A 23770-nucleotide genomic window follows, 5' to 3' on the forward strand; every position below is an offset into this window, starting at 1 on the left:
GCGTTGTCGTCGGTCGCCGATGTCCCCCGTGGTCCTTCGGGCACGGGAGGTGCCCCCACCGCATGGACTCCCCCTCCTCCGCCTTGCGATCGCACGCACCAGACGCCGTCGGGCCCGCCCTCCGGGCGGACGACGCCTGGCCCCCGCCTCGCCGCGTTGGCGAATCGTGCCCGCAGCACGGGCAGCCCCCTTCGAGGGCGGCTCTCCGCCTTGCGACGTACCGCTCACCAGCCGCGGCGGGATCCGCCCTGGGCGGGTTTCCCTCGGCCCTGTTGGGCGCTTTCGGGTCTGCGGTCGGGTCGAGGCGCCGCCACGTTCAACGGTCCCTGCGCCCCGGGTCCGTCGGCGAAGCATCGCGGCCGCTGCGAGCGCCAGAGCCGGGCCGCGGGGTCTCCGGCGCGGGGTTCTGGAGCACGGGCCGGGACCAGGGCGCGTCGACGCCGCCGGACTCCGGCCGCAGTCCGAGCTCGCGGAGCTGGTTGACCGCCATCATGGCGGTGAAGGCCGCATTCGGATTGGCGCCGCCGACCCCCAGTTCGGCGACGGCTTCCGCGTAGCGGGTGGTGAACGCGCTCGGCCGCACCTGTCCCCTCTCCCCGGTCAGCCCGAGCGCCGCCTCCTGGAGGGCGGTGGCCTGCTCCAGCAGCCCGTCCAGGTAGGGCACCACCTCACCGCCACGGCGCACCGCGAAGGTGTGCCCGTCGGTGAGGACCGTGGCCGCTCCCTCCTCGAAGACGAGAGCGACGGCGCCGAGCGCCGTCTGGATCTTCAGCTGGTCGGCGTCGGCCATCGCACCGCAGGGTCCGTTGCCCTCGTCGGACAGGTGGAGGACACCGGCGTCCCTCAGGTGCACGATCACATGCCCGGCGCAGTGGCCCTGGCTGCGCAGCACCCGGATCGCACCGTCGGCGAAGGTCCAGCCGGTGCATCGAAGCGAGCCGATCCGAATCCGCTCCAGTGGTCGCTGCTCGTAGGTCCGGGTCGTCGCTCCGAAGGGCCGCAACGGCTGGAAGAGCGACACCACCTTGCTGCCGGCCAGTTCGGGAGCCGGCAACGGCCCCACCCCGGCGATGCGTTCGAAGGAGCGCGTCCAGTACGACACCGGGTCCCGCATCTGGTCGAGGTCGGCGGCGGGGACGTAGTGCTCGACCGGCACACCCCGCTCGTCGGCCAGTTCGTCGGCCAGTTCGTCGGCCAGGTCGTTGTTGCCGACGTGGTCGGGATGGCCGTGCGTGGTCAGCACCAGTGCCCGGGACCAGCGCCCGACCCGGCCGGCCGCCTCCCGCAGCGCTGCGCGGAAGGCCGCCGTGTCGCCGGTGTCGACCAGCACCAGGGTGTCGCCGACCCGGTGCACGAGGGCGTTGGCGACGTCCGGCTGATCGTGATCGAAATCCAGTCCCTGCCCGAGGACCAGCACGGTCCTGTCGTCGATCTCGATCAGGTCGCCGAGCGCGGTCATGGATCCTCCCGCGGTGTCGTGCCCGTTCGGTGAGCTCTGCCGCCCGCCTCGACGAAGTCGATCACGAGGCCCCTGCCGACGAGCGTACGCCGCACCGGGCAGGGTTCTCGGGGCACCCGACTTGATAGGCAAGTCATTACTTGCCTATGGTGATGGCCATGGCGGAGGACGTCTTCAAGGCGCTTGCCGACCCCACCCGCCGGCGCATCCTCGATGAGCTGGTGGAACGGGACGGCCAGACCCTTTTCGAGATTTGCACGCGGCTGGTGACCAAACACGGTCTCGGGCTGTCCCGCCAGGCGATCAGTCAGCACCTGGCCGTACTGGAATCCGCGGGTCTGGTCCTTTCCCGGCGCCAGGGCCGCTACAAGTTCCACGATCTGAACACCGAACCCCTTGAGCGCATCGTGACCCGGTGGCTCAGGTCCGACACACCGGAGAGCACACCATGAGGATCCACCTGACCAGCGTCTTCGTCGACGACCAGGAGAAGGGGCTGCGCTTCTACACCGACGTGCTCGGCTTCCGGAAGAAGCACGACGTCCCGCTGGGCGAGGACCGTTGGCTGACCGTGGTCTCGCCGGAGGCCCCCGATGGGACCGAACTGCTCCTCGAACCCTCCCGCCACCCCGTGGTGAAGGCGTACAAGGACGGGCTGGCCGCGGACGGCATTCCGGCCGTCTCCTTCGCCGTGGACGACGTTCAGGCGGAGTTCGAGCGGCTGCGCGGGCTCGGGGTGCAGTTCACGCAGGAGCCGCTGGAGATGGGCCAGGTCACCACCGCGGTCCTGGACGACACCTGCGGCAATCTGGTCCAGCTCGTGCGCAGCGAGTAGGGATCCCGCGCGGCGCTAGGTCGTGTCTTCAAAGTCCCGTCTGCCCGGTGACGCCTGGCACGCTCCCCCGGAGCTCGCGCCTGGGAGGTGCCCCCACCCCCGTTGCCCTTCGGGCACGGGAGGTGCCCCCACGCCGCGTTGTCGTCGGTCGCCGATGTCCCCCGTGGCCCTTCGGCACGGGAGGTGCCCCCACCGCATGGACTCCCTCCTCCGCCTTGCGATCGCACGCACCAGACGCCTCCGGGCCCGCCCTCCGGGCCCGCCCTCCGGGCGGACGACGCCACTTTGAAGACACTCCCTAGGCGCCGGGGTCACGGAGGCCGACCGCGTCGTGCCGCCAGAACGGCTCGGCGTAGACCAGCGTCCCCGCCATCCACGGCTCGTGGGCCGGGAGCCTGATGGCCTGGAAGGCGCCGTCCGGGATGCGCAGGGACGGCTTGCGGAATCCCAGGCCGCCACCGGGCGCGAAGCCGGTTCACGGCGTCACTCGAGGAGGGCCACGACTCCGCCACCGCGGCGAACTTCGGCGGTGGCGGCCTCGGTTACGTCTTCACCTGCCGGCCCTGCGCGGAGGCCGCCTTCCTCTGGCAGCGCTGAACCCCCGCGCTCCGGCGGGGGTGCCGCGCGGTCAGGAGACCGAGGGGCTGCGGCGTTCGAGGAGGAGCACGTCCCGCCACACGCCGTGGTGGCGGCCGATGCGTTCGCGGGTGCCGATGATGCGGAAGCCCGCGCGGCGGTGCACCGCGAGGCTCGCGGCGTTCTCGGGGAAGATGCCGGACTGGATGGTCCAGACGCCCTCCGCCTCCGTCGACGCGACCAGCGCATCGAGCAGTGCCGAGGCGACGCCGCGGCCGCGGGCCCTCGGGTGGACGTACACCGAGTGCTCGACGACGCCGGCGTAGGCACAGCGGTCGGAGACCTTGCTCGCGGCGACCCAGCCGAGCACGGTCCCGTCGCTGTCGAGGGCGACGAAGCGATGGCGGGGGAGCCTCGCGGTGTCGAAGGCGTCCCAGGTCGGGGTGGCGGTCTCGAACGTGGCGTCGCCTTCGTCGATACCCGCCTGGTAGATCGCGAGCACGGCGTCGGCGTGCGCGGCCGTCAGCGGGACGACGGCCGCGGCCGGCCGGCCGGTGGGTACGGACACGGGAACCCCTCGGTGAACGATCCGGGAGAGCCGAACGCGGTCAGGCGGTGGCGGTGGCGGTGGTCGTGGTCGTGAGCAGCCTGCCCATCGCCGCGAGCACGGACGGCTCGACGCGGTAGTACACCCAGGTCCCGCGGCGTTCGGAGGTCAGCAGCCCCGCCTCCCTCAGCTTCTTCAGATGGTGCGAGACGGTCGGCTGCGAGACGCCGACGTCGGAGATGTCGCACACGCATGCCTCGCCGCCCTCGTGGGACGCGATCGACGAGAACAGACGCAGCCGGACCGGGTCCCCCAGCGCCTTGAACATCTTCGCGGTCCGCTCGGCCTCCTCGGCCGTGAACGGGCGCTCGGTGAGCGGCGGGCAGCACGGAGCGACGGCTTCGGGTGCCTCGGACTCCAGCAGCGGAATCACCTGCGTGTTCGACATGCATCAATGTTGGCACATGTCGAATCAGTGCGGAGGGGCCCGCCGAGAGGGTCAGCTCTGTGTCCGGCGCCTCGGCGGTGGACGGCCCCGGCGGTGGACGGCCCCGGCGGCGGACGCCGGGCCTAGGCCGGGAGGCGCTTCGCTCCGGTGATCGCGGCGGCGAGGCGTTCGAGGACAGGTGCGTAGCCGGCGTAGCTGTAGCGCTCCTCCATCGACCAGGGCACGGTCTGCCCGGCCTTGACGGCCGGCAGGCCGCGCCAGGTGGGCTTCTTGGCGAGGTCCTCGGCCTGCATCGAGGTCGAGCGGTTGTCGATCATGATCAGGTCGGCGTGGTACTTGCCGGCGTTCTCCCAGCTGAGGAACTCCCAGAAGCCCCACTCGTCGGACTTCTTGCCCTCGACGAACTCGACGCCGAGCTCCTTGAAGTAGGCCAGGTCGCAGTACGAGCCGGGGACGGCGACGTACATGTTGTCGGGGTCGCCGGTCATCGCGAGGACCTTGAGTCCGCGGTTGGCCCGTGCGGCCTGCCGCAACGTCTCGGCCGCCCGCTCGAAGCGGGCCTTGGCGGCGGTCGCCTGCTGGGCGGCGAGGTCGGCGCCGAGGGACTCCGCGAGCTCGGCGGTGCGGCGCAGCGGCTGGAGGAGGGAGGTGCGGGCGACGCTGATGCCGACCGTGGGGGCGAGCGCCTCGATCTTCTTGAGGCTCTCCTGCGGCACGAACCAGAGGTCGGGCGCCGGGAACATGTTGCTGACGAGCAGGTCGGGGTCGAGCTTCGCGTACGCCTCGATGCCGAATTCGCCCCACGCCTGGCCGACGCTGGTCAGCTTCGACACGTCCAGCGTGCCCGCCTGCGGATTGGGCTTGCCGTCGACCGGCTTGCTGGGGCCGAAGACGCCCGTGCACTCGACCCCGTAGTCGTGCAGGGCCGCCGCCGTACTGACGAAGGCGACGATCCGTTCCGGCCGCTTGCCGAGCCTGACCGTCCGGCCGCGGTCGTCCTTGAACGTCCAGGTGCCCGTGCTCTCCCCGGACTTGGACCGGGACGACGCGGCATCGCTCCCGCAGGCGGCGAGCAGCGGGGCGACGGCGAGACCGCCCGCCGCGGCCAGCAGGCGCCGGCGGGTGGGGGCGGTCGGGGTGTGGGCACTGGCGGGCGTCATGGTGCATCCCTCTGGGGGTGATCTAGGGGCCGAGTAGGTGAGGCTAACCTAACCATCGCTGTTCGGGAAGTGAGCGGGAGGTCCGCCCTCGCGGTTCCGTCGCAGGTCCGCTGCCGAGTGGTGGCCTGGTGGCCGCGCGGGAGACTGGGAGCAGACATGGCTCCGAGCAGACGAGGCTGGTGGCGATGGGCGCATCCGACGTCACGCACAGCAGTGCCGGACACGGCGGGCGCACGGCGCGGGACCGGGCTCGGGTCGTGCTCGACGCGCATGGCGTGGTGACGGGATGGAGCGCTGCGGCCGAGAGGCTGTTCGGGCACACGGCCGGTGCGGTGGTGGGCCGTCCCGCGGCCGGGCTGCTGGCGGCGGCCGGGGAGCCGGGCGCCGCGGCGGAGGGTGTCGTCCACGTACGGCACAGTGACGGCCGGGCGGTGACCTGCCGGCTCGGGGTCCGCCCCGCGCCGGGCCCGGGCGCCGAGCCGCACTGGGAGGTGACGCTGGTTCCGGCGGACCTGGGGGCTCCCGCGGAGGACCTGAGGGCTCCGGCGGACCTGGGCGACGTGGGGGATGTAGGGGCTCCGGCGGACCTGGGGGACGTGCGGGACCTGCCGGACCGGTCCGAGATGCCGGCCCCGGACCTGGGGACCCGGCCGGCGTCGGACCCGGCATCGGACGAGGAGGTCGACCGGGCGCTGCTGGAGGCGCTGTTCACCCAGTCCCCGATCGGGCTCTTCGTACTCGACCCGGAGCTGCGGCTCATCCGCTTCAACAACGCCGCCCAGGGGATGCGGGGCACCCCGGCCGCCGAGGCGCTCGGAAAGCGCCCCTCCGAGGTGTGGCCCGATTTCAGCTCCGAGCTCACGGAACGGGTGATGGGCCATGTGCTCGCCACCGGTGAGAGCGCGATCGGCTTCGAGAAGCGCGGGCGGCCCCCCGAGGACCCCGGCCGCGAGCACGTCTATGCGGCCTCCGCCTTCCGGCTCCGGGACCGGGACGGCCGCGTCCTGGGGGCCGCCGACGCGGTGGTGGACGTCACCGACCGCCATCTGGCCCAGCAGCGGCTCGCCCTGCTCGCCGAGGGCGGCGCCCGCATCGGGTCGACGCTCGACGTGCTGCGAACGGCCCAGGAGCTGGTCGATGTGGCGGTGCCGCGGCTGGCCGACACGGCCGCGATCGAGGTCCTGGAGTCCGTACTCGCGGGCGAGGAACTCGCCCCCGGGCCGGTGGCGCCCGGTGCGGTGCTGCGCCGGGCGGCCTCCCGTTCCATCCGCTCCGACGCGCCGCCCGGCGTGTACGAGGTCGGCGAGGTGAGCACGCTCCCGGTTGCCGCGCCGTCCAACCAGGCGCTCGCCGACCTCCAGCCGCGGCTGGTCAGCCCGGTGCGGTCGGACAGCGAGTGGGTGCTCCGCGACCCGGTCCGCGGCCGCCGGATGCTGGAGGAGCAGGTCCACTCGCTGATGCTCGTACCGCTCGTCACCCAGAACCAGGTCCTCGGCCTCGCGGCCTTCTACCGCTGGGGGCAGCAAGGGCCGTTCGACGACAACGACCTCACCCTGGCCACGGAGCTCGGCCGCCGCACTGCCGTGTGCATGGACAACGCCCGGCGGTACCTGCGCGAGCGCAACTCCCTCGTAGCGCTGCAACGCAGCCTGCTGCCGGGGGAACTGCCGCACCACCACGGGGTGGAGGTGGCGCACGACTACGTGCACGCGGGCGCGGGCGGCGACTGGGTCGACGTCGTCCCGCTGTCGGGTGCCCGGGTGGCCCTCGTGGCCGGCAGCGTCCCGGGCCGCGGCGTGCGCACCGCCGCGGCGATGGGGCGCCTCCGCGCCGCCGTGCACACGCTGTCCGACCTGGACCTGGAGCCCGACGAACTCCTCGCCCGCCTCGACGACTTGGTACGCCGCCTCGCCAGGGACGAGGGCTCGGTGGACGACGGCCCCGAGGACGTACTCGGCGGACCCGCGTGGGAAAGGGCGTCCGGGACGCGGACGCCCCCGGTGGGGGAGGGCGCGGGATGCAGCTGCCTGTACGTGGTCTACGACCCCATCACCCAGTCCGCCTGCATGGCCGCCGCCGGGCATCCCGGGCCGGTCGTCGCCTTCCCGGACGGCTCGGTGGAGAGCCTGGATCTGCCCGTCGCGGCGCCGCTCGGCCGGCCCGGACCGCTGTTCGAGAAGACGGAGATCGAACTGCCGGAGGGCTCGACGCTCGCCCTCTACACCCCGGGGCTGCTCCAGGCGCAGCAGGGCGAGGCCGGCAAGACGCGGCTCGCGGAGCTGCTCGCCAGGGCGCCGGGCTCCGTGCACGAGGTCTCGCGCATGGTGACCGACGCGCTCGTTCCCTCCACGGCGCAGGAGGACGCGGCGGTGCTGGTCGCCCGTACGCACGCCCTGGGCCCGGGCAGGGTCGCGTCGTGGGACCTGCCGAGCGATCCGGCCGTCGTCTCCACGGCCCGGTCGCTCGTCACGCATCAGCTCGAATCCTGGGCGCTGGACGAGGCGGTGTTCACGACCGAGCTCATCGCCAGCGAGCTCGTCACCAACGCCATCCGGTACGCCAAGGCGCCCGTACGGCTGCGCCTGATCCGTGATCAGGTGCTGACCTGCGAGGTGTCGGACGGCAGCAGCACGGCGCCGCGGCTGCGGCACGCGCGGACCACGGACGAGGGCGGCCGCGGGCTGCTCCTCGTCGCGCAGTGCTCGGAGCGCTGGGGCACCCGCTACACGGAGAGCGGCAAGACGATCTGGGCCGAGCAGAGCGTGGAGGACGCGGTGTGAGCCCGCGGCCCGATCGTCCCGCCGGCCCCGATCGTCCCGCCGGCCTCGCCGGCGCCCGTGCCCGCGCCCCGCTCGTGGACGTCTAGACGGAGGTGCCGGTGTCCGCGACCGCCGCCGCCTCCATCGCCGCGAGGCGCTGGAGCCATTCGCGCAGCAGTGCGGCCTCGCCCGGTGACAGAGCCTCGCCGGTATCCGGCAGTACGGCGGCGAGGGCGATGGCCCGCGCGGCGGGGGTGTCCGGGCCGTCCGCCGGCCGGGGCCCGGTGGTGAGGGCGCTCAGCACGATGTCGCGGGTGCGCGCGGACAGGTCGCCGCCCCGGCCCCCGGCCGGATCCGTGATCAGGGCGAGGGCGACGCCGACACTGGCGGCCTGGACCATCTGCGCGGCGGTGGCGACCGGTACGCGCAGCCGGCCCGCCCGGGCGACCCGTTCCAGCATGCCGACGAGCACCGCGTAGGCCTCCTCCGCGGCCGCGGGGCGCTCACCGGGGCGTACGGCGCCGTACATCAGCACGTAGAACGACGGGTGGGTCAGACCGAAGTCGATGTGCAGGTCCCAGCCGCGGCGCAGGTCCTCGACCGGGTCCTCGGTGGCCGTGAGCGACTGCTTGCCCGCCAGATAGCGCTCGAACCCGTACGCCGTGACGGCGTCCAGCAGCCCCTTCACGCTAACGCACGATGGGATCGCTCTCTGTGAACACCCGCATCCTCGGCACCGACGGCCCGGTGGTCTCGTCCCTCGGACTGGGACTCATCGTCCCGGTCGGCGCCGCGGCCGGCACGCGCTATGCGGCGCCCCTCATGAACCACCTCGACAGCGAGCGCTGACCCCCGCGGCGCTCGTGCGGCAGCACCGGTCATCCTCCCCCGGTCCCGGTCCCGGTCCCGGTCCCGGTCCCGGTCCCTGGTCCCGGTGCCGCCCGCGCTGTCGGGCGCCGTCCCGGAAGGACGGCGCCCGACGGCTTCCTCTCACCCCTCACCCCGGAGCCGCACCATGTCCACCACCCCGACCCACGTCGTACTCGTCACCGGAGCCGCCACCGGCATCGGCAATCTGACCGCCCGTACGCTCGCCGACGCGGGCCACACCGTCTACGCCTCCATGCGCGACCCCCACGGCCGCAACGCCGACCGCTCCAAGGCCATGGTGGAACACGCTGCGGCGGGCCCCGGCGCCCTGCACGTCATCGAACTGGACGTGCTCTGCCAGGAGTCCGCCGAGCGGGCCGCCGACGCGATCACCGAGGCCGAAGGTCGGCTGGACGCGGTCGTCCACAACGCGGGCCGCCTTGTCGTCGGCGTCACCGAAGCCTTCTCCGCCCAGGAGGTCCTGCACGTCCTCGACACCAACGCGGTCGGCGCCCTGCGCGTCAACCGCGCCGTCCTGCCGCACTTCCGCGCCCGCGGCGCGGGCCTGCTGCTGTACGTCGGCAGCGTGACCAGTCGTATCAACTCGCCCTTCCAGGGCCCGTACGTCGCCGCCAAGGCGGCCCTGGACGCGCTGGCCCAGGCCACCGCGTTCGAGACGGTCCGCTACGGCATCGACACGAGCATCGTGATGCCCGGCGCCTTCACCGACGGGACGGACCACTTCGCCGCCGCGGCGGGCCCCGCCGACCGGGAGCGGGAGGCCGCGTACGACCGACTGGCGGGCCTGCCCGAGCAGTTGGCCGCCCGCTTGGACACCCTGGTCCCCGCAGGCACCGCCGTCGACCCGGGGACCGTCGCCGACGAGGTCGCCCGCATCCTCGCCCTCCCCGCCGGCACTCGCCCCTTCCGCAGCGTCGTCGACTTCCAGCACCACGGGGCCGAGCAGATCAACGAGGTCGCCGAACGCATGCAGGCCGACCTCATGAACCGGATGGGCATCGGCGACCTGCACCGATGAGCGCGGTCCCCGGCGGCGTGGCCCGCTTCCGGGCCGCGGCGGCCTCGACGAGGCGGGCGCAGAACAGCCCACCGTGCGGGGCCGTGGCGCGTGGGGTCTAGTGGCTCAACCGGCGGCGGTCGTGCGGGCAGCCGTGGGCGGCGGTGAGCAGCTGGTGGATGCGCTCGCCGAGCTGTTCGGCGCGCGTCAGTGGAGCCGGGAACGCGATGCGCAGGTCGCCGTGGCCGCGGGCGTACTCGTAGCGCAGTGTGATCCCGTAGCGGTCGAGCGCGAAGGGGGTGACGCGGAGGGTGTCGTTCATCGGGCGCGGGCCGGCCAGCGCGGCGAGCCGGGCGACCAGGTCGGCGTGGTCGTCGGTGAGATGCGTCAGCAGTGCGGCCTCCTCGCGGGCCAGGGGGTCGGCCTCGGCCAGGATGACCTCGTCGAGCCCGACGGTGGCGCCGGTCTCGCCCGCTTCGATGGTGGCGCGGGCGGTGTCGAGGCGCAGCGCGTAGCCCTCGGATGCGCCGTCGCCCTCGGTGTCCGTGCCGGAGGCGTGGTCCGTGCCGGACGGATCGTCCGGACCGGCGGGGGAGAGCCAGCCCGACAGGGTGACCCGGGCGCGCACCCGGTCCCGTACGGCGGTGGGGGCGATGTCGGTGAAGTGCAGCAGCGCGGCCAGGGCGCCGCGCGGTGCGCACGCGACCTCGGACGCCAGCGGGCTGTCGGCCGGCGGGTGGAGCCGCAACTGCCCCTTGGGGGTGACCGTGTGCGCATCGATGAGGTCGTAGATCCGGCGGTGGGTGGTCAGGGTCAGCGAGGTCGCGCCGGTGAGCACCGTACGGATGCGCTCCGCGCTGCTCGGCACGGGCACGCGGGCTGCTGTGAGGCTCATGCACACTCCATTAGGTTAGGCTTACCTAAGCTAGCGCATCGTACCCGTCACCAGCACACGCGCACCCCCGCAACACCTCCTTGGCCCCTGCCGGATCGCCCGATACGTTCACCGCATGCAACGCGTCAGGGCGGTCCTCATCGACATCGACGGCGTGCTCACCGTCTCCTGGCGGCCGCTGCCGGGAGCCGTCGAGGCGATGCGGCGCCTGCGCGACACCGGCGTCCCCCTGGCGCTGGTCACCAACACCACCTCGCGCACCCGGGCTTCGATCGCGGCCGCCCTTGCCGAAGCCGGATTCCCCGTCACGGCCGACGACATCCTCACCGCCCCGGCCGTGACCGCCGCCTACCTCACCGAGCACGCGCCCGGAGCCCGCTGTCTGCTGCTCAACAGCGGTGACATCCGCGAGGACTTCGCGGGCATCCACCTGGTGGACCCCGATGACGACGGGACCGCGGGCGACGGCACGGCGCCGGACGTGGTCGTCGTCGGCGGCGCGGGACCGGAATTCGGCTACGCGGCGCTCAACCGCGCCTTCGCCCATCTCCAGCGCGGCGCCCGCCTCGTCGCCATGCACCGTAATCTGTACTGGCGCACGGACACGGGGCTGCAACTCGACACGGGCGCCTTCCTGCTGGGCCTGGAGCGCGCCGCCCGTGTCGAGGCCGAGGTGACCGGCAAACCCGCGGAGGCGTTCTTCGCCACCGCCGTGGAGCGCCTCGGCTGCGCCATGGGGGACGCCCTCATGGTGGGCGACGACATCGAGTCCGACGTGCTCGCGGCGCAGCGCCACGGGCTCACCGGCGTTCTCGTCAGGACCGGCAAGTACCTGCCCGAGACCCACCGGGCGGCGTCCGGCGCTCCGGACCACGTCCTGGACTCCTTCGCGGACCTCCCCGCTCTCCTGGACTGAACCCGCGTCGCCACCGCATCGCGGTGCCACGACCACGATGCGATGGTGAAGGAGAACCCCCTCCCAGCGGTCGCAAGGAAGGCGGTGGCGAGGATGGAGTCACCCCTGGTCATAGGGATAGACGGGTCCCCGCCCAGCCTCGATGCCGTGGACTGGGCGGTGTCCGAGGCCGCCCTCCGCGGCCTCCCGGTCCGCCTGGTGTACGCATCCAGATGGCAGCGGTACGAGGGCGCCGTGCCGCAGGACCCCACCGAGCGCCCGTCCGAGCAGGAGCTCATCGACGCGCTCGTCGCGGACGCCGTGCAACGCGCCCGCCGCCGCGACGCCGCTGTGCGGATCGCCACCGACGTCCTCGCGGAGGACACCGTGATGTCACTGGTCGGCGAGAGCCGGCACGCCGCGATGGTGGTCATCGGATCGCGCGGCAGGGGCGGCCTCTCCGGACTGCTGCTGGGATCGGTGTCGCTGGGCGTGGCGGCCCGGGCGCACTGCCCCGTGATCGTGGTACGCGGCGACAAGGCCGGGCGCGAGGGCACCCACGGCCGCGTCCTGCTCGGCGTCGCCGACGCGGGCGAGGGGGCCGACGCCACCCGTTTCGCCTTCCGGGAGGCCGCCAAGCGGCGCAGCGAACTCGAGGCGGTCCGTGCGTGGCGCCGTCCTCTGCGCGAGGTGCTGCGCGAGACCGTGGGCCATCCGCGGCCGGCCGACGACCCCGGTGCCTACCACGCGGAAGAGGCGGCCACCCAGATCGAGACGGCCGTCGCCGAGGGCGTACGGGATCATCCCGGGCTCGCCCTTCGCCACTCCGCCGTCGAAGGCCCCCCGCACAAGGTGCTGGTGCAGCGCAGCGCGGCGGCCGACCTGGTGGTGGTCGGGGCGCGGCGCCGGCAGGGCCACTTCGGGCTCCAGCTCGGCAGAGTGGCGCACGCGGTGCTCCACCACGGCGAATGCCCCGTCGCCGTGGTCCCGGAGCACGACGTGCCCTCGACCACGGCCGCCGCCAAGGAGATCTAAGGAGATCTGAGGGACGGCACGGAGTCGCACCGCACGGAGCGGACCCCCGCGGAGCAGACCTGCGCGGAGCGGACCTGCGCGGGGTCGCACCGCGCGGAGCAGACCCGCACGGAGCACAACCCCGCGGTGTCGAACGGGACGGCGTTGAACGCCGCGGCGCGGCCCCGCGTATAGACGGTGGGGCCCCGGCTCTCGGGGCGCCCGCACAGCTGGTGACACCGTGTCGGTACGACCATGGGGCTGCGGATGAGGCATGCACGACGGAACCTCCAGCGGATCGCGCGGCTGGCGGCCGTCGGCGGGCTGCTCTGGGGCTCGCTGATGGTCTCCGGCGCCATGGCCGGCGAGCCGTCCGCGCCGGGGACGGGCGCGAGCACGACCTCGGGGCCTCCCGACCCGGCCGCGGCCCTCGTCGCGCGGCTCGGGACCGACCGCACCGCGGGCAGCTGGACCCGCGCCGACGGCCGCCCGGTCGTCGCCGTGACGGACACGGACGCGGCGGCGGAGGTTCGGCGGGCCGGGGCGGAGGCGGAAGTCGTCCGCCACAGCACGGACCGGCTCCGCGCCGCGACCGACGCCCTGGGCGCGGCGCCGCGCGTGCCCGGCACCGCCTGGTCGGTGGAGTACGCGTCCAACGAGGTCGTGGTGCACGCCGACAGCACCGTCTCGGCCGCCGACTGGTCGCGCCTGTCCGGCCTCGCCGAGAGCATCGGCGCCTTCGTACGGATGGAACGCGCCCCGGGCGCCTTCACCACCCGGCTGAACGGCGCCGCCCCGATGTTCGCCGAGAACAGCCGCTGCTCCGCGGGGTTCAACGTGACCGACGGCCGGCGCGCGTTCATTCTCACCGCCGGGCACTGCGGCTCCGCCGGCACCGTCTGGTCCGGCGGCCGTCGCCGGGCCGGGCAGCTGGGCACCACCGTCGCGAGCAGCTTCCCGGGCGACGACTTCTCCCTCGTCCGGTACGAGGACGGCGAATCCGTCGACGGGACGGTCCCCGGCATCGTGGAGATCGGCGGCGGCCAGGGCGTGCGGATCGTCGGCGCGGCCGAAGCCGTCGTCGGCCGGCAGGTGTTCCGCAGCGGCAGCACGACGGGGTTGCGCACCGGGCGGGTGACCGCGGTGAACGCCACGGTCAACTACCCCGAGGGCACCGTCACCGGCCTGATCGAGACCACGGTCTGTGCCGAACCCGGCGACAGCGGCGGCCCGTTGTTCGCGCAAGGGCTGGCGCTCGGCGTGACATCGGGCGGCAACGGCGACTGTACGACCGGGGGCGTCACGTACTTCCAGCCGGTCACCGAGGCGATGGCGGCCCTCGGCGTGAGCCTGGCCGGGCAGGCACCCGCCGGAGCGGACGGCCCCGACCCGGGCCGTACGGAGCCGTCGGCCCCGGCGGATCCGCCGTCGAGCGCCGCGGCCGTGCCGCCGGCCGCGGGAGGCGAGGGAGGGACGGGAACAGCGGGAGCAGCGGGAGGGGGAGCGGCAGTACAGCCGCCCGCAGGGGCGAGCGGACCGGGCATCGTCACCGACATCGCCGCCGGACTGGGCCCGCTCGGCGCCGTCGCTCCGGGCATCGGCGTCATCGGCGTCAGCCTGATCCTGCTGATCGCCAGCCGCTGGATCAAGTCGGCCCAGGGCCGCAGGAACTACCGCGACTACTACTCCCGGACCTGGGCCTGAACCGGCAGGCCGCCGGTTCAGTCGGCGAACGCGCCGTGCCGGCCGGCGCCGCGGGAGAAGCGGTCGGCGCCCCGCTGGGTCTCGCCGGCGGTGAGCGGGACCATGCCGTGCCGGTGCTCGGCGGCCAGCGCGTCCGGCTCGTCCAGGCCGTGCTGCTCGCGTACGGAGAGCCGGTCGTGCCGCAGGCAGAGCTGGGGGAACGCGGCGATCTCGTGGGCCAGTCGCTCCGCCGCGCCGCGGGCCTCCCCGGGCGGGACAAGGCGGTTGGCCAGCCCCATCCCGTACGCCTCCGGAGCCGGGACGGGGCGGCCCGTCAGGATCATGTCCATCGCGCGGCTCTCGCCGATGAGCCGCGGCAGCCGCACCGTGCCGCCGTCCACCAGCGGTACGCCCCAGCGACGGCAGAACACCCCGAACACCGCGTCCTCCTCGGCGACCCGGAGATCGCACCAGAGCGCCAGCTCCAGTCCGCCGGCGACCGCGTGCCCGGCGACGGCGGCGATGACCGGCTTGCTCAGCCGCATCCGGGTGGGGCCCATCGGACCGTCGCCCTCGGCCCGCACCGCGTTGCCGCGCCCGGTGCCGACAGCCTTGAGGTCGGCGCCTGCGCAGAAGGTGCCGCCCTCGCCCCACAGCACGGCGACGGACGCGTCCTCGGCTGCCTCGAACTGTCGGAAGGCGTCCGCGAGCCGGGCGGCCGTCGGGCCGTCCACGGCGTTGCGGACCTCGGGGCGGTCGAGGATCACGGTGAAGACGGGGCCGTCGCGTTCGACCCGTACCGCGGACTTCTCACTCATCGTGACCTTGTATCCCGCCAGGACCGGACCGCACAAGGCCGCGAACGCCGAACACCGAACGGGGAGCGGGGCGTCGCGACAGGATGCGATCAGCGCCCGACGGGAGTCCGATGGGGGGAGACGGGGCGAAGAGGCGTGAGGCGGACGGGATCGGGGTAGTTGCGCGGGACCGGGGTGGCTGTGCGGTGCACCCCGTTGATCGGCAGAGGAGGTTGCCATGAAGCGAGCCAGGCAGCACGGGAAGCCGGCCCCGCCGGCCGAGGAAGAGCTCAGGCGGGAGATCCGGGACGCCGAGCCGGACATCACCGAACGCCGTCGGGAGACCGGCGTGGCCACCGATCCGGGCACGGTGTACCGACTGGTCCACGAGCAGACGTCCATGGGCGGGCGCGAGCGGTAGCCGGCCCCGCGGTCCTGGCGAGGAGCCCGTCGGCCCGTCGGCCCGTCGGCCCGTCGGCCCGTCGGCCCGTCGGCCCGTCGGCCCGGCGGGCTCCTCGGCTCGGGCCTCGGCCCCCGGCCTCGCGCCGACCCGGCGGGCCTGGCGGACCCGGCAGTCCTGGCGGGCCCAGCGGTCCTGGCGGGCCCAGCGGTCCTGGCGGTCCCGGCGGTCCTGGCGGGCTCCGCGGCCCTGGCGGCCCCAGCGGGCTCGGGGCCCTAGGCCGTGTCTGACGAATCCCGCCTGGCGCGCGACGCCCGGCACGCTCCCCCAGAGCTCGCGCCTGGGAGGTGCCCCCACCCCCGTAGCCCTTCGGGCACGGGAGGTGCCCCCACGCTGCGTTGTCGGAGTCATCCGAGTACGCCCAGTACGAGGATGATCCTCCGCCTTGCGATTGCACGCACCGGACGCCGCGCACCCCGCCCTGCGGGCGGACGGCGCCATGTGTCAGACACGACCTAGCGGCTCCAGCGGCGCTCAGCGCGCCAGCGCCAGCATCACCAGCTTGCGCCACTCCAGCCGCGGCCGGGCCCGCGGCACACCCGGACGGTGACGGGGGACCCGTACCCGCAGGGCGCCCGGGCGGATCGTGCAGCGGACGGGCACCGGAAGCGTGAGTGCCTCGCCGTCCAGGCCCACATGGACCTCCGGCGCATCGGCGTCCACGACGACCTCGTGGGTCGTCAGGACGGTCAGCCCGCGCGAACGGTCCCCGCCCAGCAGGGCGGCCGCCTGCGCGGCGCTGTCCACGGAGATGCTCAGCAAGCCGAGCACGCCGGTGTCCAGCCGGTCCCGGCGCCCCGGCGCACCGGGGTCGCCCACGCGGTACGGGTTGTTGCTCACCAGCACCGCCTGCGGGGCGTCGATCGTCATCGCCCCGGCCCGCACGGTCAGCCGCGGACCGACCCGGTGCGTCAGCACGTCCGGGAACAGGTCGAGCGTGGTGCGCAGCTTGTCGTCCCGGTACGCGTCGCTCTGCACGACCGCCGCGTAGGCGCCGAACGAGGCGTTGTTGACGAACACCCGAGTGCCGACCAGGCCCAGGTCGACCGTGAGCTCGACCCCGTCGGCCAGGGCGTCCAGGGCCGCCGAGGGATCCTCGCGGTCGAGGCCGAGGTCCATCGCGAAGTGGTTGCGGGTACCGGCGGGAACCACCAGGAACGGGATGCCGTGCTCGGCCGCCACGGCCGCCACCAGGGCCTGGGTGCCGTCGCCCCCGGCCACGCCGAGCAGATCCGCACCGTCCGCGACCGCCCGGCGGGCCAGCGCGGCCACATCCGTCCGCCGCTGGGGATCCAGCAGGGCGACCGTGGCGCCGGCGGCCTCCGCCTTCTCGCGCAGCCCGAACCGTCCCGCCTTCCCGCCGCCCGAACGCGGATTCATGATCAGGAAAGGTCGCGCGGGGCGCGGTGTCGCCGTCGCGTGCTGCGGCTTCGGTCCGCTTTCCGCGGCGAGCGCCGACCATCCGGCACCGGCCGCGAGCGCACCGAGCACCAGGCAGACGACCAGCGGTCCGAGCAGGCCCGAGGCGATCTGGAGCCAGATCACGGCCACCGGGGCCGCGACGGCCAGCACGGCGGCGAGGGCACGCACCGCCCCTCTCCGGGTCAGCGCCCACCACAGGGCCGCCCCCGTCACCGCGGTCCCGACCACCAGCGTGACCACGACGAACCCGACGCCCCTGAGCCCGGCGACGAAGACGAACAGGCCCACCGCCGCGACCGCGGCCACGATCGCCAGCCGCGCGGTCCAGCGCCGCCCGCGCGGCGTGAGCGTCCTGCGCCCCGCACGCCCGGCCCGCCCCGCACGTCCGGCCCGCCCCGCCCGCCTGGCCCGCCCCGTAGGCCCCGTACGGGCACTGTGGCCGCCGCCCACGTCCATCGGCACCTCCGCCTCCACCTCCTCGGCGCACACCGCGCCGACCCCGCCGGACGCTCCGCGCCCTGCGAGGCGCGCGGCCCGCGCCCCACAGCCCCATTGCACCGCCCGGTCCCGCCCGCCGCCTCTCCGCACGTCCTCCGCGCCCCGCCGCCCGGCGCGGGAGGCGATCATGCCGGGCCGCTGGGATCATGGTGCTTTCGGCGGACCGTACGACGGTGGAGCCCATGGCGGATGACGACGAACTGAGCCCGAGCGGCGATCCGCTGCTGGCCGCGAAGTTCGCGGTACCCCCGGTGCCCCCGGCCTTCGTGGCCAGAAAGCGCCTGACCGACCGGCTCACCGAGGGCACCCGGGGCCCGCTCACCGTGATCACCGGCCCGGCCGGCGCGGGCAAGACGACCCTCGCCGCCTCCTGGCTGCACCAGTCCAGGCGGCAGCGGGCGCAGCCGCCCGCCGGCCCCGTCGTCTGGCTCACCGTCGAGCGCGACGACAGCGCCCCCGGCGTGTTCTGGGCGTACGTCCTCGGCGCCTTCCGCTACCACCGGGTGCCGCTGCCCGAAGGCGTCGGCAGCCCCTCCCGGCCCGACAGCGTCGACCATGCGCTGATCGTGCGGCTCGCGTCCGCGCTGACCCGGCTGGACCGGCCGGTCGTGCTCGTCCTCGACGGCTTCGAACAGGCCGCCGACCGCGACGTGGCCGCCGATCTGGACTTCCTCCTCACCCACTCCGGCACCTCCCTCCGGCTCGTCCTCACCGGCCGGGTCGATCCGCCGCTTCCGCTGCACCGCTACCGGACCGAGGCCCGCAGCTGCGAGATCCGGCGGTCGGAACTGGCCTTCACGGCGCGTGAGACCGGCCGGCTGCTGCAGGGCCACGGGCTGACCGCCTCGCCGGAGAGCGTCGCCGTTCTCACCGAGCGGACCGAGGGCTGGGCCGCCGGGCTGCGGCTGTGCGCCCTCGCCATGCAGCAGACGGAGGACGCCGAGGACTTCGCCCGCTCCTTCGCCGCCTCGCAGCACGCTGTCGCCGACTACCTGATGGCCGAGGTGCTCGACGCCCAGCCCCCGGGGACACAGGAACTGCTGATCCGGACGAGCATCCTCACGCACATCCACCCGGAGCTCGCCGACGCCCTGACCGGACGCGACGACGCCGGGCGGACGCTGGGCCGGCTGGCGGCCGGCAACGCCTTCCTCGAACCGGTCGGCGACACGTCCTGGTACCGGAGCCACCCGCTCTTCGCCGAGGTCCTCCGCGCCCATCTGCGCAGCCGCAGCCCGGTGCTCGGCACGGAGCTGCACCGGACGGCGGCGCACTGGCTCGCCGGCCACTACCGGCTGACCGACGCTCTGGGGCACGCCGTCGCGGCGGACGACTGGGCGTACGCCACGGCCCTTCTCGTCGACCGGCTCGCGATCGGCCGGCTGCTCACCGGACCCGACAGCCACGGTCTCCAGCAGCTGTTCAGCGCCCTGCCCGCCGATCTTCCCGGTGCCGCCCCGGCACTGGTCGCCGCCGCGGTCGCCCTCGCGGGCCGGGACACGAAGGAGAGCCGCAGACTCCTCGAAGCATCGCCCGTGGGCGGTGACGCCGCCCTCGAACCGCGGCTCGCCCACGCCCTGCTCCGTCTCCTCACCGACGCGGCCACGGGCCCGGACAGCGACGGCGACGCCGCCCAGTACGGGGGCGGCGAGGGCGGGGACGACAGTGACGGCGACGGCGGCGACGGCGACGGCGCGAGCGCCGATGACGTACGTACGCTCATGGCGCAGCTCCCCCTGGCCCGACGCGAGGAGCATCCCGAGATCGAGGCGCTGTACCGCTACGGCCGCGCACAGGCGCTCCTCGCCACGGGCCGCCGCGCCGAGGCACGGGACGCCTTCGCCGCCGCGCTCCCCGCGGCGACCGACGAGCGGACCCGGACCGTCCGCTACCACTGCCTCGGCGCCCTCGCGCTGACCGAGGCCGTCGACGGACTGCCCGGAGCGGCCGAGGCACACGCGCGCGAAGGGCTCGACACCGCCGAGCAGCACGGCATCGCGGTCGCCGGGCGCACCGGTCTGTGCCAACTCGCGCTCGCCGCCGTCGCCCTGGACCGGGGCGACCTCCAGGGCGCCGCGCGCCACCTCGACGCCGCCGACGCCTGCCCACCCGCCCTCGATCCGCTGGCCACCGCCGAGGCCGCCGTCCTGCACGCACGGCTCGACCTCGCGCACGGGCGCACCTCGGCCGCCCTGACCGCCCTGACCGGCTTCGACGACAACGGCACACATGATCCGTGCGCCGAGGCCGAACGCCGCACCGCCACGGCCCGCTCCGCCGTCCACCTGGCCCGCGGCGACACCCGGGCGGCCCGTACCGCCCTGCGCGCCGCGCCGGGCTCCGGGCCCGCGTGCACCGTCGCCGCCGCGGCCGTCCAGCTCGCCACCGGAGACCCCGAACGCGCCCGCCGCCTGCTCGCTCCGCTGGGCGAAGGCGCCCCGCTCTGCCCCGCCGACGAGATCCGCCGCGCGCTCCTCCTGGCACAGGCGGCCGTGGGCGAGGAGGACACGCCCGCCGCGGTGGCTTTCCTCGACCAGGCCCTGCGGGCCGCCCGCCCCGGGCTGTTGCGCGCACCCTTCGACGAGTGCGGCCCCTGGCTGCGCCATCTGCTCGCCCGCGCCCCCGAACTCGCCGCCACCTACCCCTGGCTGACCAAGCGCCCCACGGCCGACGACGGCTGCGCTCCGCTCATCGAGCGCCTGAGCGCCCGCGAATGCGATGTGCTCCGCTGCGCCGCACAGCTCATGTCGACCCAGGAGATCGCCGCGGAGATGTTCCTGTCCGTCAACACCGTGAAGACGCATCTCAAGAGCGTCTACCGCAAGCTCTCCGTCTCCCACCGCGGCGAGGCCGTACGGCGTGCCCGGGAGGCCGGCCTCCTCTGAGGCGTGCCCGGTGTGCCCGGTCGGCCGAGGTGCGGCCGGCCGGCGCCGCTCACCTCGCCCGTCGCCCCTCGGCGAGGCTCACCTCGTCCGGGTGATGCGCCCCGGCCCCGTACCCGCGCAGGATGCACGGAGAAGCCCGACCGAGGCTGCCCCTGAGGCACGACCCGGCCCTCGTCCACGGGGAAGTGCGCCCATGCGATACGAGTTCCGCGTCTCCGGCCGTCTGTCCACGGCCGTCGCCGGCGCGTTCCCCGAGCTGGAGGAGGCACGCGTCCCGGAGGAGACCGTCCTGTACGGGCCGATCACCGACGAGGCACACCTGTACGGGCTCCTCATCCGCTTCCAGGACCTGGGCCTGCACGTCGTGGAGATGCGCAGGCTGCCGGAGTGAGTCGGTTCCCCGGCACGGCCCCGGCACGGCTCCCCGGCACGGGCTCCCCACGGATTCACCCCCGCCGGGTGAGGGCACCGCCACCGCCCCGGCGGACACTGACGGCGAGCGGACGCCAAGCGTCCGACGTCCGACTGCAGGAGGACTGGTATGGACGGCTCTGTCTACCTCGCATACGACTATCCGGTTCTGGGCGCGTTCTGGACCGTGATGTGGATCTTCCTCTGGGTCCTGTGGCTGATCCTGCTGTTCCGGATCATCGTGGACGTCTTCCGCGACCACGAGATGAACGGCTGGGTCAAGGCGGCCTGGCTGCTCTTCCTGATCCTGATTCCCTTCCTCGGCGTTCTGGTCTACGTCATCGCGAGGGGCAAGTCGATGGGCAAGCGCGAGGTCGAGCACGCGCAGCAGCAGCAGGAGGCGTTCAACGCCTATATCCGGGACACCGCCAAGGGCGGGAGCGCGGGGGAGGAGCTGACGAGGCTCTCCCAGCTCAAGGAGAAGGGCGACCTGAGCGAGGAGGAGTTCCAGAAGGCCAAGGAGAAGCTGCTCCACTAGGCCGAGACCTCCAGGGTCGGCTCCGGGCCTCAGGCCGGCGCACCCGGACAGGCGCCCAGGGTCGGCTCCGGGCCTCAGGCCGGCGCACCCGGACAGGCGCGCACAGCGCGCACCGGCCGACGACCCGCGCTGCAATGAACGGGTGACCGCGAACCGCGCGGCGGCGCCGGCTCCCGACGACTGCCTCGCGCGCAACGACTGGATCTGCGGCGAGTACCTGTCCACCCGCCGCGAGATCCTCTGGGACGCGGTGCTCCAGCACCTCCAGCTGACCCTGGTCTCCGTCGCCGTCGGACTGCTGCTGGCCGTCCCGCTGGCCGTCGCCGCCCGCCGCTGGCGCTGGGCCGCCGGGCCCGTACTCGGCGTGACGACGATCCTCTACACCATCCCGTCGCTCGCCATGTTCTCGCTGCTGCTCCCCGTCTACGGACTCTCCGCGTCGCTCGTCATCGCCGGACTCGTCCTCTACTCGCTCACCCTGCTGGTACGGAACATCCTGGCCGGACTGCGCGCGGTGCCCGAGGAGACCCGGCAGGCCGCGCGAGGCATGGGCTACGGGCCCGTACGGCTGCTCCTCACCGTCGAGATGCCGCTCGCCCTGCCGGCGGCCATGGCCGGACTGCGGATCGCGACCGTCTCCGCGGTCTCGCTCGTGACCATCGGCGCGATCGTCGGCTTCGGCGGGCTCGGCAACCTCATCTACTCGGGGATGAACACCTACTTCAAGGCCCAGGTGCTGACCGCGTCCGTGCTCTGTGTGGTCATCGCCGTCGCCGCCGACGCCGTACTCCTCGGAGTGCAGCGGCTCCTCACGCCCTGGACCAGGCGGGCCGCCGGATGAACACGCTCGCCCTGACCTGGGACTGGCTCACGAACCCGGCCAACTGGTCCGGCGGCAACGGCGTTTGGCACCGCCTCGGACAGCACCTCTACCTCACCGCCGTCTGCCTGGTGATCAGCTGTGCGATCGCGCTGCCCGTCGCACTCGTCCTCGGCCACCTCGGCAAGGGCGGGGCGCTCGCCGTCAACATCTCCAACGTCGGCCGGGCCGTGCCCACCTTCGCCGTCCTGGTCCTCCTGCTGCTCAGCCCGATCGGCGGCTGGGGCGACTGGCCGACGATCACCGCCCTGGTGCTGTTCGCCGTGCCACCTCTGCTCACCAACGCGTACGTCGGCATGCGCGGCGTCGACCAGGACGTCGTACGCGCCGCCCGGGGCATGGGCATGACCGGCCCCCAGTCGCTGTTCCGCGTGGAGCTGCCGCTCGCGACACCGCTGATCGTCACCGGCGTACGGATCGCCGCCGTGCAGCTCGTCGCGACCGCGACGATCGCCGCGCTCGCCGGCGGCGGCGGACTGGGCCGGATCATCACGGCCGGTTTCAATCTCGCCTCGACACCGCAGGTCGTCGCAGGCGCCGTCCTCGTCGCCGCCTTCGCGCTGCTCGTCGAGGCGGTCTTCGTGCTCGTGGAACGGCTGGCGCCCGACTGGGGGAGGGGCCGGACGTGATGATCCGGTTCCGCACGGGCCCCGTCGCCCTCCGTGCCCCTGCCGCCCGCGCCGCCCGCGCCGCCCGCGCCGCCCGCGCCGCCCGCGCCGCCCGCGCCGCCCTCGCCACCCTGGTCGCCCTGGTCGTCAGTGCCGTGCTCGCCGTCCTTGCCGCGCTCGCCCTGACCGGCTGCACCACCGGCCCGTCCCTGGAGGACCAGGGCGAGGTGACCGGCTCGCCGGGCGACAGCAAGCATCTGACCATCGGCTCCGCCGGGTTCACCGAGAGCGAGCTGCTCGCCCAGATGTACTCCCTGCTCCTGGACCACGCGGGATACGACACCAGGATCATCACGGTGACCAACCGGGAGATCTACGAACCCGCCCTGGAGAGCGGCCAGATCGACGTCGTACCGGAGTACGCCGCGACCTTCGCGGACTGGCTCAACGCCAAGGCCAACGGCCCCGACGCACCGACCGTCGGCTCGCCCGACCTCGCCGCCACCATGACGGCGCTTCGCTCCCTGGCCACCCCGCGCGGCCTCACCGTCCTTCCCCCCGGCAAGGCCGTCGACCAGAACGCCTTCGCCGTCACCAAGGAGTACGCCGACCGGCACCATCTGAAGACCCTGAGCGACCTCGGCCGCTCCAAGCTGCCCGTACGGCTCGCGGCGGGCGACGAATGCGTCCAGCGGCCCTACTGCGCGCCCGGGCTGAAGAAGACGTACGGCATCGACATCACCGCGATCGACCCCAAGGGCATCGGCACCACCCCGGCCAAGCAGGCGGTCCAGTCGGGCCAGGACCAGATGGTGGTCACCACGACGACCGACGCGACGCTCGACGACTTCGGCCTGGTGCTGCTCGCCGACGACAGACACCTCCAGAACGCCGACCACGTCGTCCCCGTCGTCAACCGCTCGCGTGCGGGCAGCCCCGCCGTCACCGGCGTACTGGACCGGCTCAACTCCGTCCTGACCACCGCGGACCTGGCCAGGCTCAACAAGGAGGTGGACAGCTGGCGGCGGCTGCCCGAGGACGTCGCACGGGAGTACCTGGAGTCCAAGGGCCTGCTGCCGAAGTGAGCCCCGGGGACCACCGGCGTCCCGCGG

General features: G+C 74.0%; 23 protein-coding genes. 15 read left to right on the top strand and 8 right to left on the bottom strand.

From position 1 onward, the window contains the following. Nucleotides 1–316 precede the first annotated feature (316 nt). Entirely contained in the window at nt 317–1459 is a 1143-nt protein-coding gene (locus tag KK483_RS33465; RefSeq protein WP_262008960.1) for an MBL fold metallo-hydrolase, read from the bottom strand. A 158-nt stretch (nt 1460–1617) separates the two neighbouring features. Between KK483_RS33465 and KK483_RS33470 the strand changes: the two genes are divergently transcribed. Both KK483_RS33470 and KK483_RS33475 read left to right on the top strand, forming a co-directional pair. Beyond that, nucleotides 1618–1911 carry a helix-turn-helix transcriptional regulator gene (locus tag KK483_RS33470; protein ID WP_262008961.1) on the top strand — a complete coding sequence of 98 codons (294 nt, stop codon included), beginning with the start codon at nt 1618–1620 and terminating at the stop codon, nt 1909–1911. Continuing rightward, complete coding sequence (locus KK483_RS33475) at nt 1908–2294, top strand: VOC family protein (protein WP_262008962.1); 387 nt, start codon at nt 1908–1910, stop codon at nt 2292–2294. Before KK483_RS33470 ends, KK483_RS33475 begins: the two co-directional genes overlap by 4 nt. Before the next feature lie 628 nt (nt 2295–2922). Here KK483_RS33475 and KK483_RS33485 read toward each other — a convergent pair. The 3 genes from KK483_RS33485 to KK483_RS33495 form a co-directional block, all read right to left on the bottom strand. Next, the gene (locus KK483_RS33485; protein WP_262008963.1) at nt 2923–3438 is read right to left on the bottom strand and encodes a GNAT family N-acetyltransferase; all 516 of its coding nucleotides are present in this window, start codon (nt 3436–3438) and stop codon (nt 2923–2925) included. A gap of 40 nt (nt 3439–3478) precedes the next feature. Beyond that, nucleotides 3479–3865 (bottom strand): helix-turn-helix transcriptional regulator, encoded by a 387-nt coding sequence (locus KK483_RS33490; RefSeq protein ID WP_262008964.1) that lies wholly within the window; start codon nt 3863–3865, stop codon nt 3479–3481. Between the two features lie 122 nt (nt 3866–3987). Beyond that, nucleotides 3988–5025, bottom strand: a complete 1038-nt coding sequence (locus KK483_RS33495) for an ABC transporter substrate-binding protein (protein ID WP_262008965.1) — start codon at nt 5023–5025, stop codon at nt 3988–3990. Nucleotides 5026–5210: 185 nt separating this feature from the next. Here KK483_RS33495 and KK483_RS33500 point away from each other — a divergent pair, with 185 nt between their 5' ends. Next, nucleotides 5211–7805, top strand: a complete 2595-nt coding sequence (locus KK483_RS33500) for a SpoIIE family protein phosphatase (RefSeq protein WP_262008966.1) — start codon at nt 5211–5213, stop codon at nt 7803–7805. Between the two features lie 82 nt (nt 7806–7887). On the opposite strand, the gene KK483_RS33505 is transcribed toward KK483_RS33500, so the two are convergent. After that, nucleotides 7888–8472: a TetR-like C-terminal domain-containing protein gene (locus KK483_RS33505; RefSeq protein ID WP_262008967.1), complete on the bottom strand. Its 585-nt coding sequence runs from the start codon at nt 8470–8472 to the stop codon at nt 7888–7890. A gap of 11 nt (nt 8473–8483) precedes the next feature. On the opposite strand from KK483_RS33505, the gene KK483_RS33510 reads away from it, so the two are divergent. Together KK483_RS33510 and KK483_RS33515 are read left to right on the top strand one after the other, a co-directional pair. Further along, nucleotides 8484–8633: a hypothetical protein gene (locus KK483_RS33510; RefSeq protein ID WP_262008968.1), complete on the top strand. Its 150-nt coding sequence runs from the start codon at nt 8484–8486 to the stop codon at nt 8631–8633. Between the two features lie 166 nt (nt 8634–8799). Continuing rightward, nucleotides 8800–9693 (top strand): SDR family NAD(P)-dependent oxidoreductase, encoded by an 894-nt coding sequence (locus KK483_RS33515; RefSeq protein WP_262008969.1) that lies wholly within the window; start codon nt 8800–8802, stop codon nt 9691–9693. 97 nt (nt 9694–9790) lie between these two features. Here KK483_RS33515 and KK483_RS33520 read toward each other — a convergent pair whose 3' ends face one another. Further along, nucleotides 9791–10567 carry a DUF2470 domain-containing protein gene (locus tag KK483_RS33520; protein WP_262008970.1) on the bottom strand — a complete coding sequence of 259 codons (777 nt, stop codon included), beginning with the start codon at nt 10565–10567 and terminating at the stop codon, nt 9791–9793. Nucleotides 10568–10682: 115 nt separating this feature from the next. Between KK483_RS33520 and KK483_RS33525 the strand changes: the two genes are divergently transcribed. From KK483_RS33525 to KK483_RS33535, 3 genes are all read left to right on the top strand, one after another. Then, entirely contained in the window at nt 10683–11483 is an 801-nt protein-coding gene (locus tag KK483_RS33525) for an HAD-IIA family hydrolase (RefSeq protein WP_262008971.1), read from the top strand. A gap of 93 nt (nt 11484–11576) precedes the next feature. After that, nucleotides 11577–12497 carry a universal stress protein gene (locus KK483_RS33530; RefSeq protein WP_262008972.1) on the top strand — a complete coding sequence of 307 codons (921 nt, stop codon included), beginning with the start codon at nt 11577–11579 and terminating at the stop codon, nt 12495–12497. A gap of 246 nt (nt 12498–12743) precedes the next feature. Beyond that, nucleotides 12744–14180 (top strand): S1 family peptidase, encoded by a 1437-nt coding sequence (locus tag KK483_RS33535; protein WP_262008973.1) that lies wholly within the window; start codon nt 12744–12746, stop codon nt 14178–14180. A 17-nt stretch (nt 14181–14197) separates the two neighbouring features. On the opposite strand, the gene KK483_RS33540 is transcribed toward KK483_RS33535, so the two are convergent. After that, entirely contained in the window at nt 14198–14977 is a 780-nt protein-coding gene (locus tag KK483_RS33540; RefSeq protein ID WP_262008974.1) for a crotonase/enoyl-CoA hydratase family protein, read from the bottom strand. A 217-nt stretch (nt 14978–15194) separates the two neighbouring features. On the opposite strand from KK483_RS33540, the gene KK483_RS33545 reads away from it, so the two are divergent. Beyond that, nucleotides 15195–15377: a hypothetical protein gene (locus KK483_RS33545; RefSeq protein ID WP_262008975.1), complete on the top strand. Its 183-nt coding sequence runs from the start codon at nt 15195–15197 to the stop codon at nt 15375–15377. A 513-nt stretch (nt 15378–15890) separates the two neighbouring features. Here the strand turns inward: KK483_RS33545 and KK483_RS33550 are convergent. After that, on the bottom strand, nt 15891–17465 hold the full coding sequence (locus KK483_RS33550) for a diacylglycerol kinase family protein (RefSeq protein WP_262008976.1): 1575 nt from the start codon (nt 17463–17465) through the stop codon (nt 15891–15893). A gap of 53 nt (nt 17466–17518) precedes the next feature. Between KK483_RS33550 and KK483_RS33555 the strand changes: the two genes are divergently transcribed. From KK483_RS33555 to KK483_RS33580, 6 genes are all read left to right on the top strand, one after another. Then, nucleotides 17519–20221, top strand: a complete 2703-nt coding sequence (locus KK483_RS33555; protein WP_262008977.1) for a LuxR C-terminal-related transcriptional regulator — start codon at nt 17519–17521, stop codon at nt 20219–20221. A 193-nt stretch (nt 20222–20414) separates the two neighbouring features. Then, the gene (locus KK483_RS33560) at nt 20415–20612 is read left to right on the top strand and encodes a hypothetical protein (RefSeq protein WP_262008978.1); all 198 of its coding nucleotides are present in this window, start codon (nt 20415–20417) and stop codon (nt 20610–20612) included. 150 nt (nt 20613–20762) lie between these two features. Further along, the gene (locus KK483_RS33565; protein ID WP_262008979.1) at nt 20763–21170 is read left to right on the top strand and encodes an SHOCT domain-containing protein; all 408 of its coding nucleotides are present in this window, start codon (nt 20763–20765) and stop codon (nt 21168–21170) included. Between the two features lie 142 nt (nt 21171–21312). Next, on the top strand, nt 21313–22011 hold the full coding sequence (locus KK483_RS33570) for an ABC transporter permease (protein ID WP_262008980.1): 699 nt from the start codon (nt 21313–21315) through the stop codon (nt 22009–22011). Continuing rightward, nucleotides 22008–22679: an ABC transporter permease gene (locus KK483_RS33575; protein WP_262008981.1), complete on the top strand. Its 672-nt coding sequence runs from the start codon at nt 22008–22010 to the stop codon at nt 22677–22679. The genes KK483_RS33570 and KK483_RS33575 overlap by 4 nt, the downstream gene beginning before the upstream one ends. Next, nucleotides 22679–23743, top strand: coding sequence for an ABC transporter substrate-binding protein (locus KK483_RS33580; protein ID WP_262009805.1), 1065 nt, complete (start codon nt 22679–22681; stop codon nt 23741–23743). Before KK483_RS33575 ends, KK483_RS33580 begins: the two co-directional genes overlap by 1 nt. The last annotated feature ends 27 nt before the right edge of the window (nt 23744–23770 follow it).

The organism is Streptomyces sp. FIT100, assembly GCF_024584805.1.
In the GTDB taxonomy this organism is placed as follows: Bacteria; Actinomycetota; Actinomycetes; order Streptomycetales; family Streptomycetaceae; genus Streptomyces.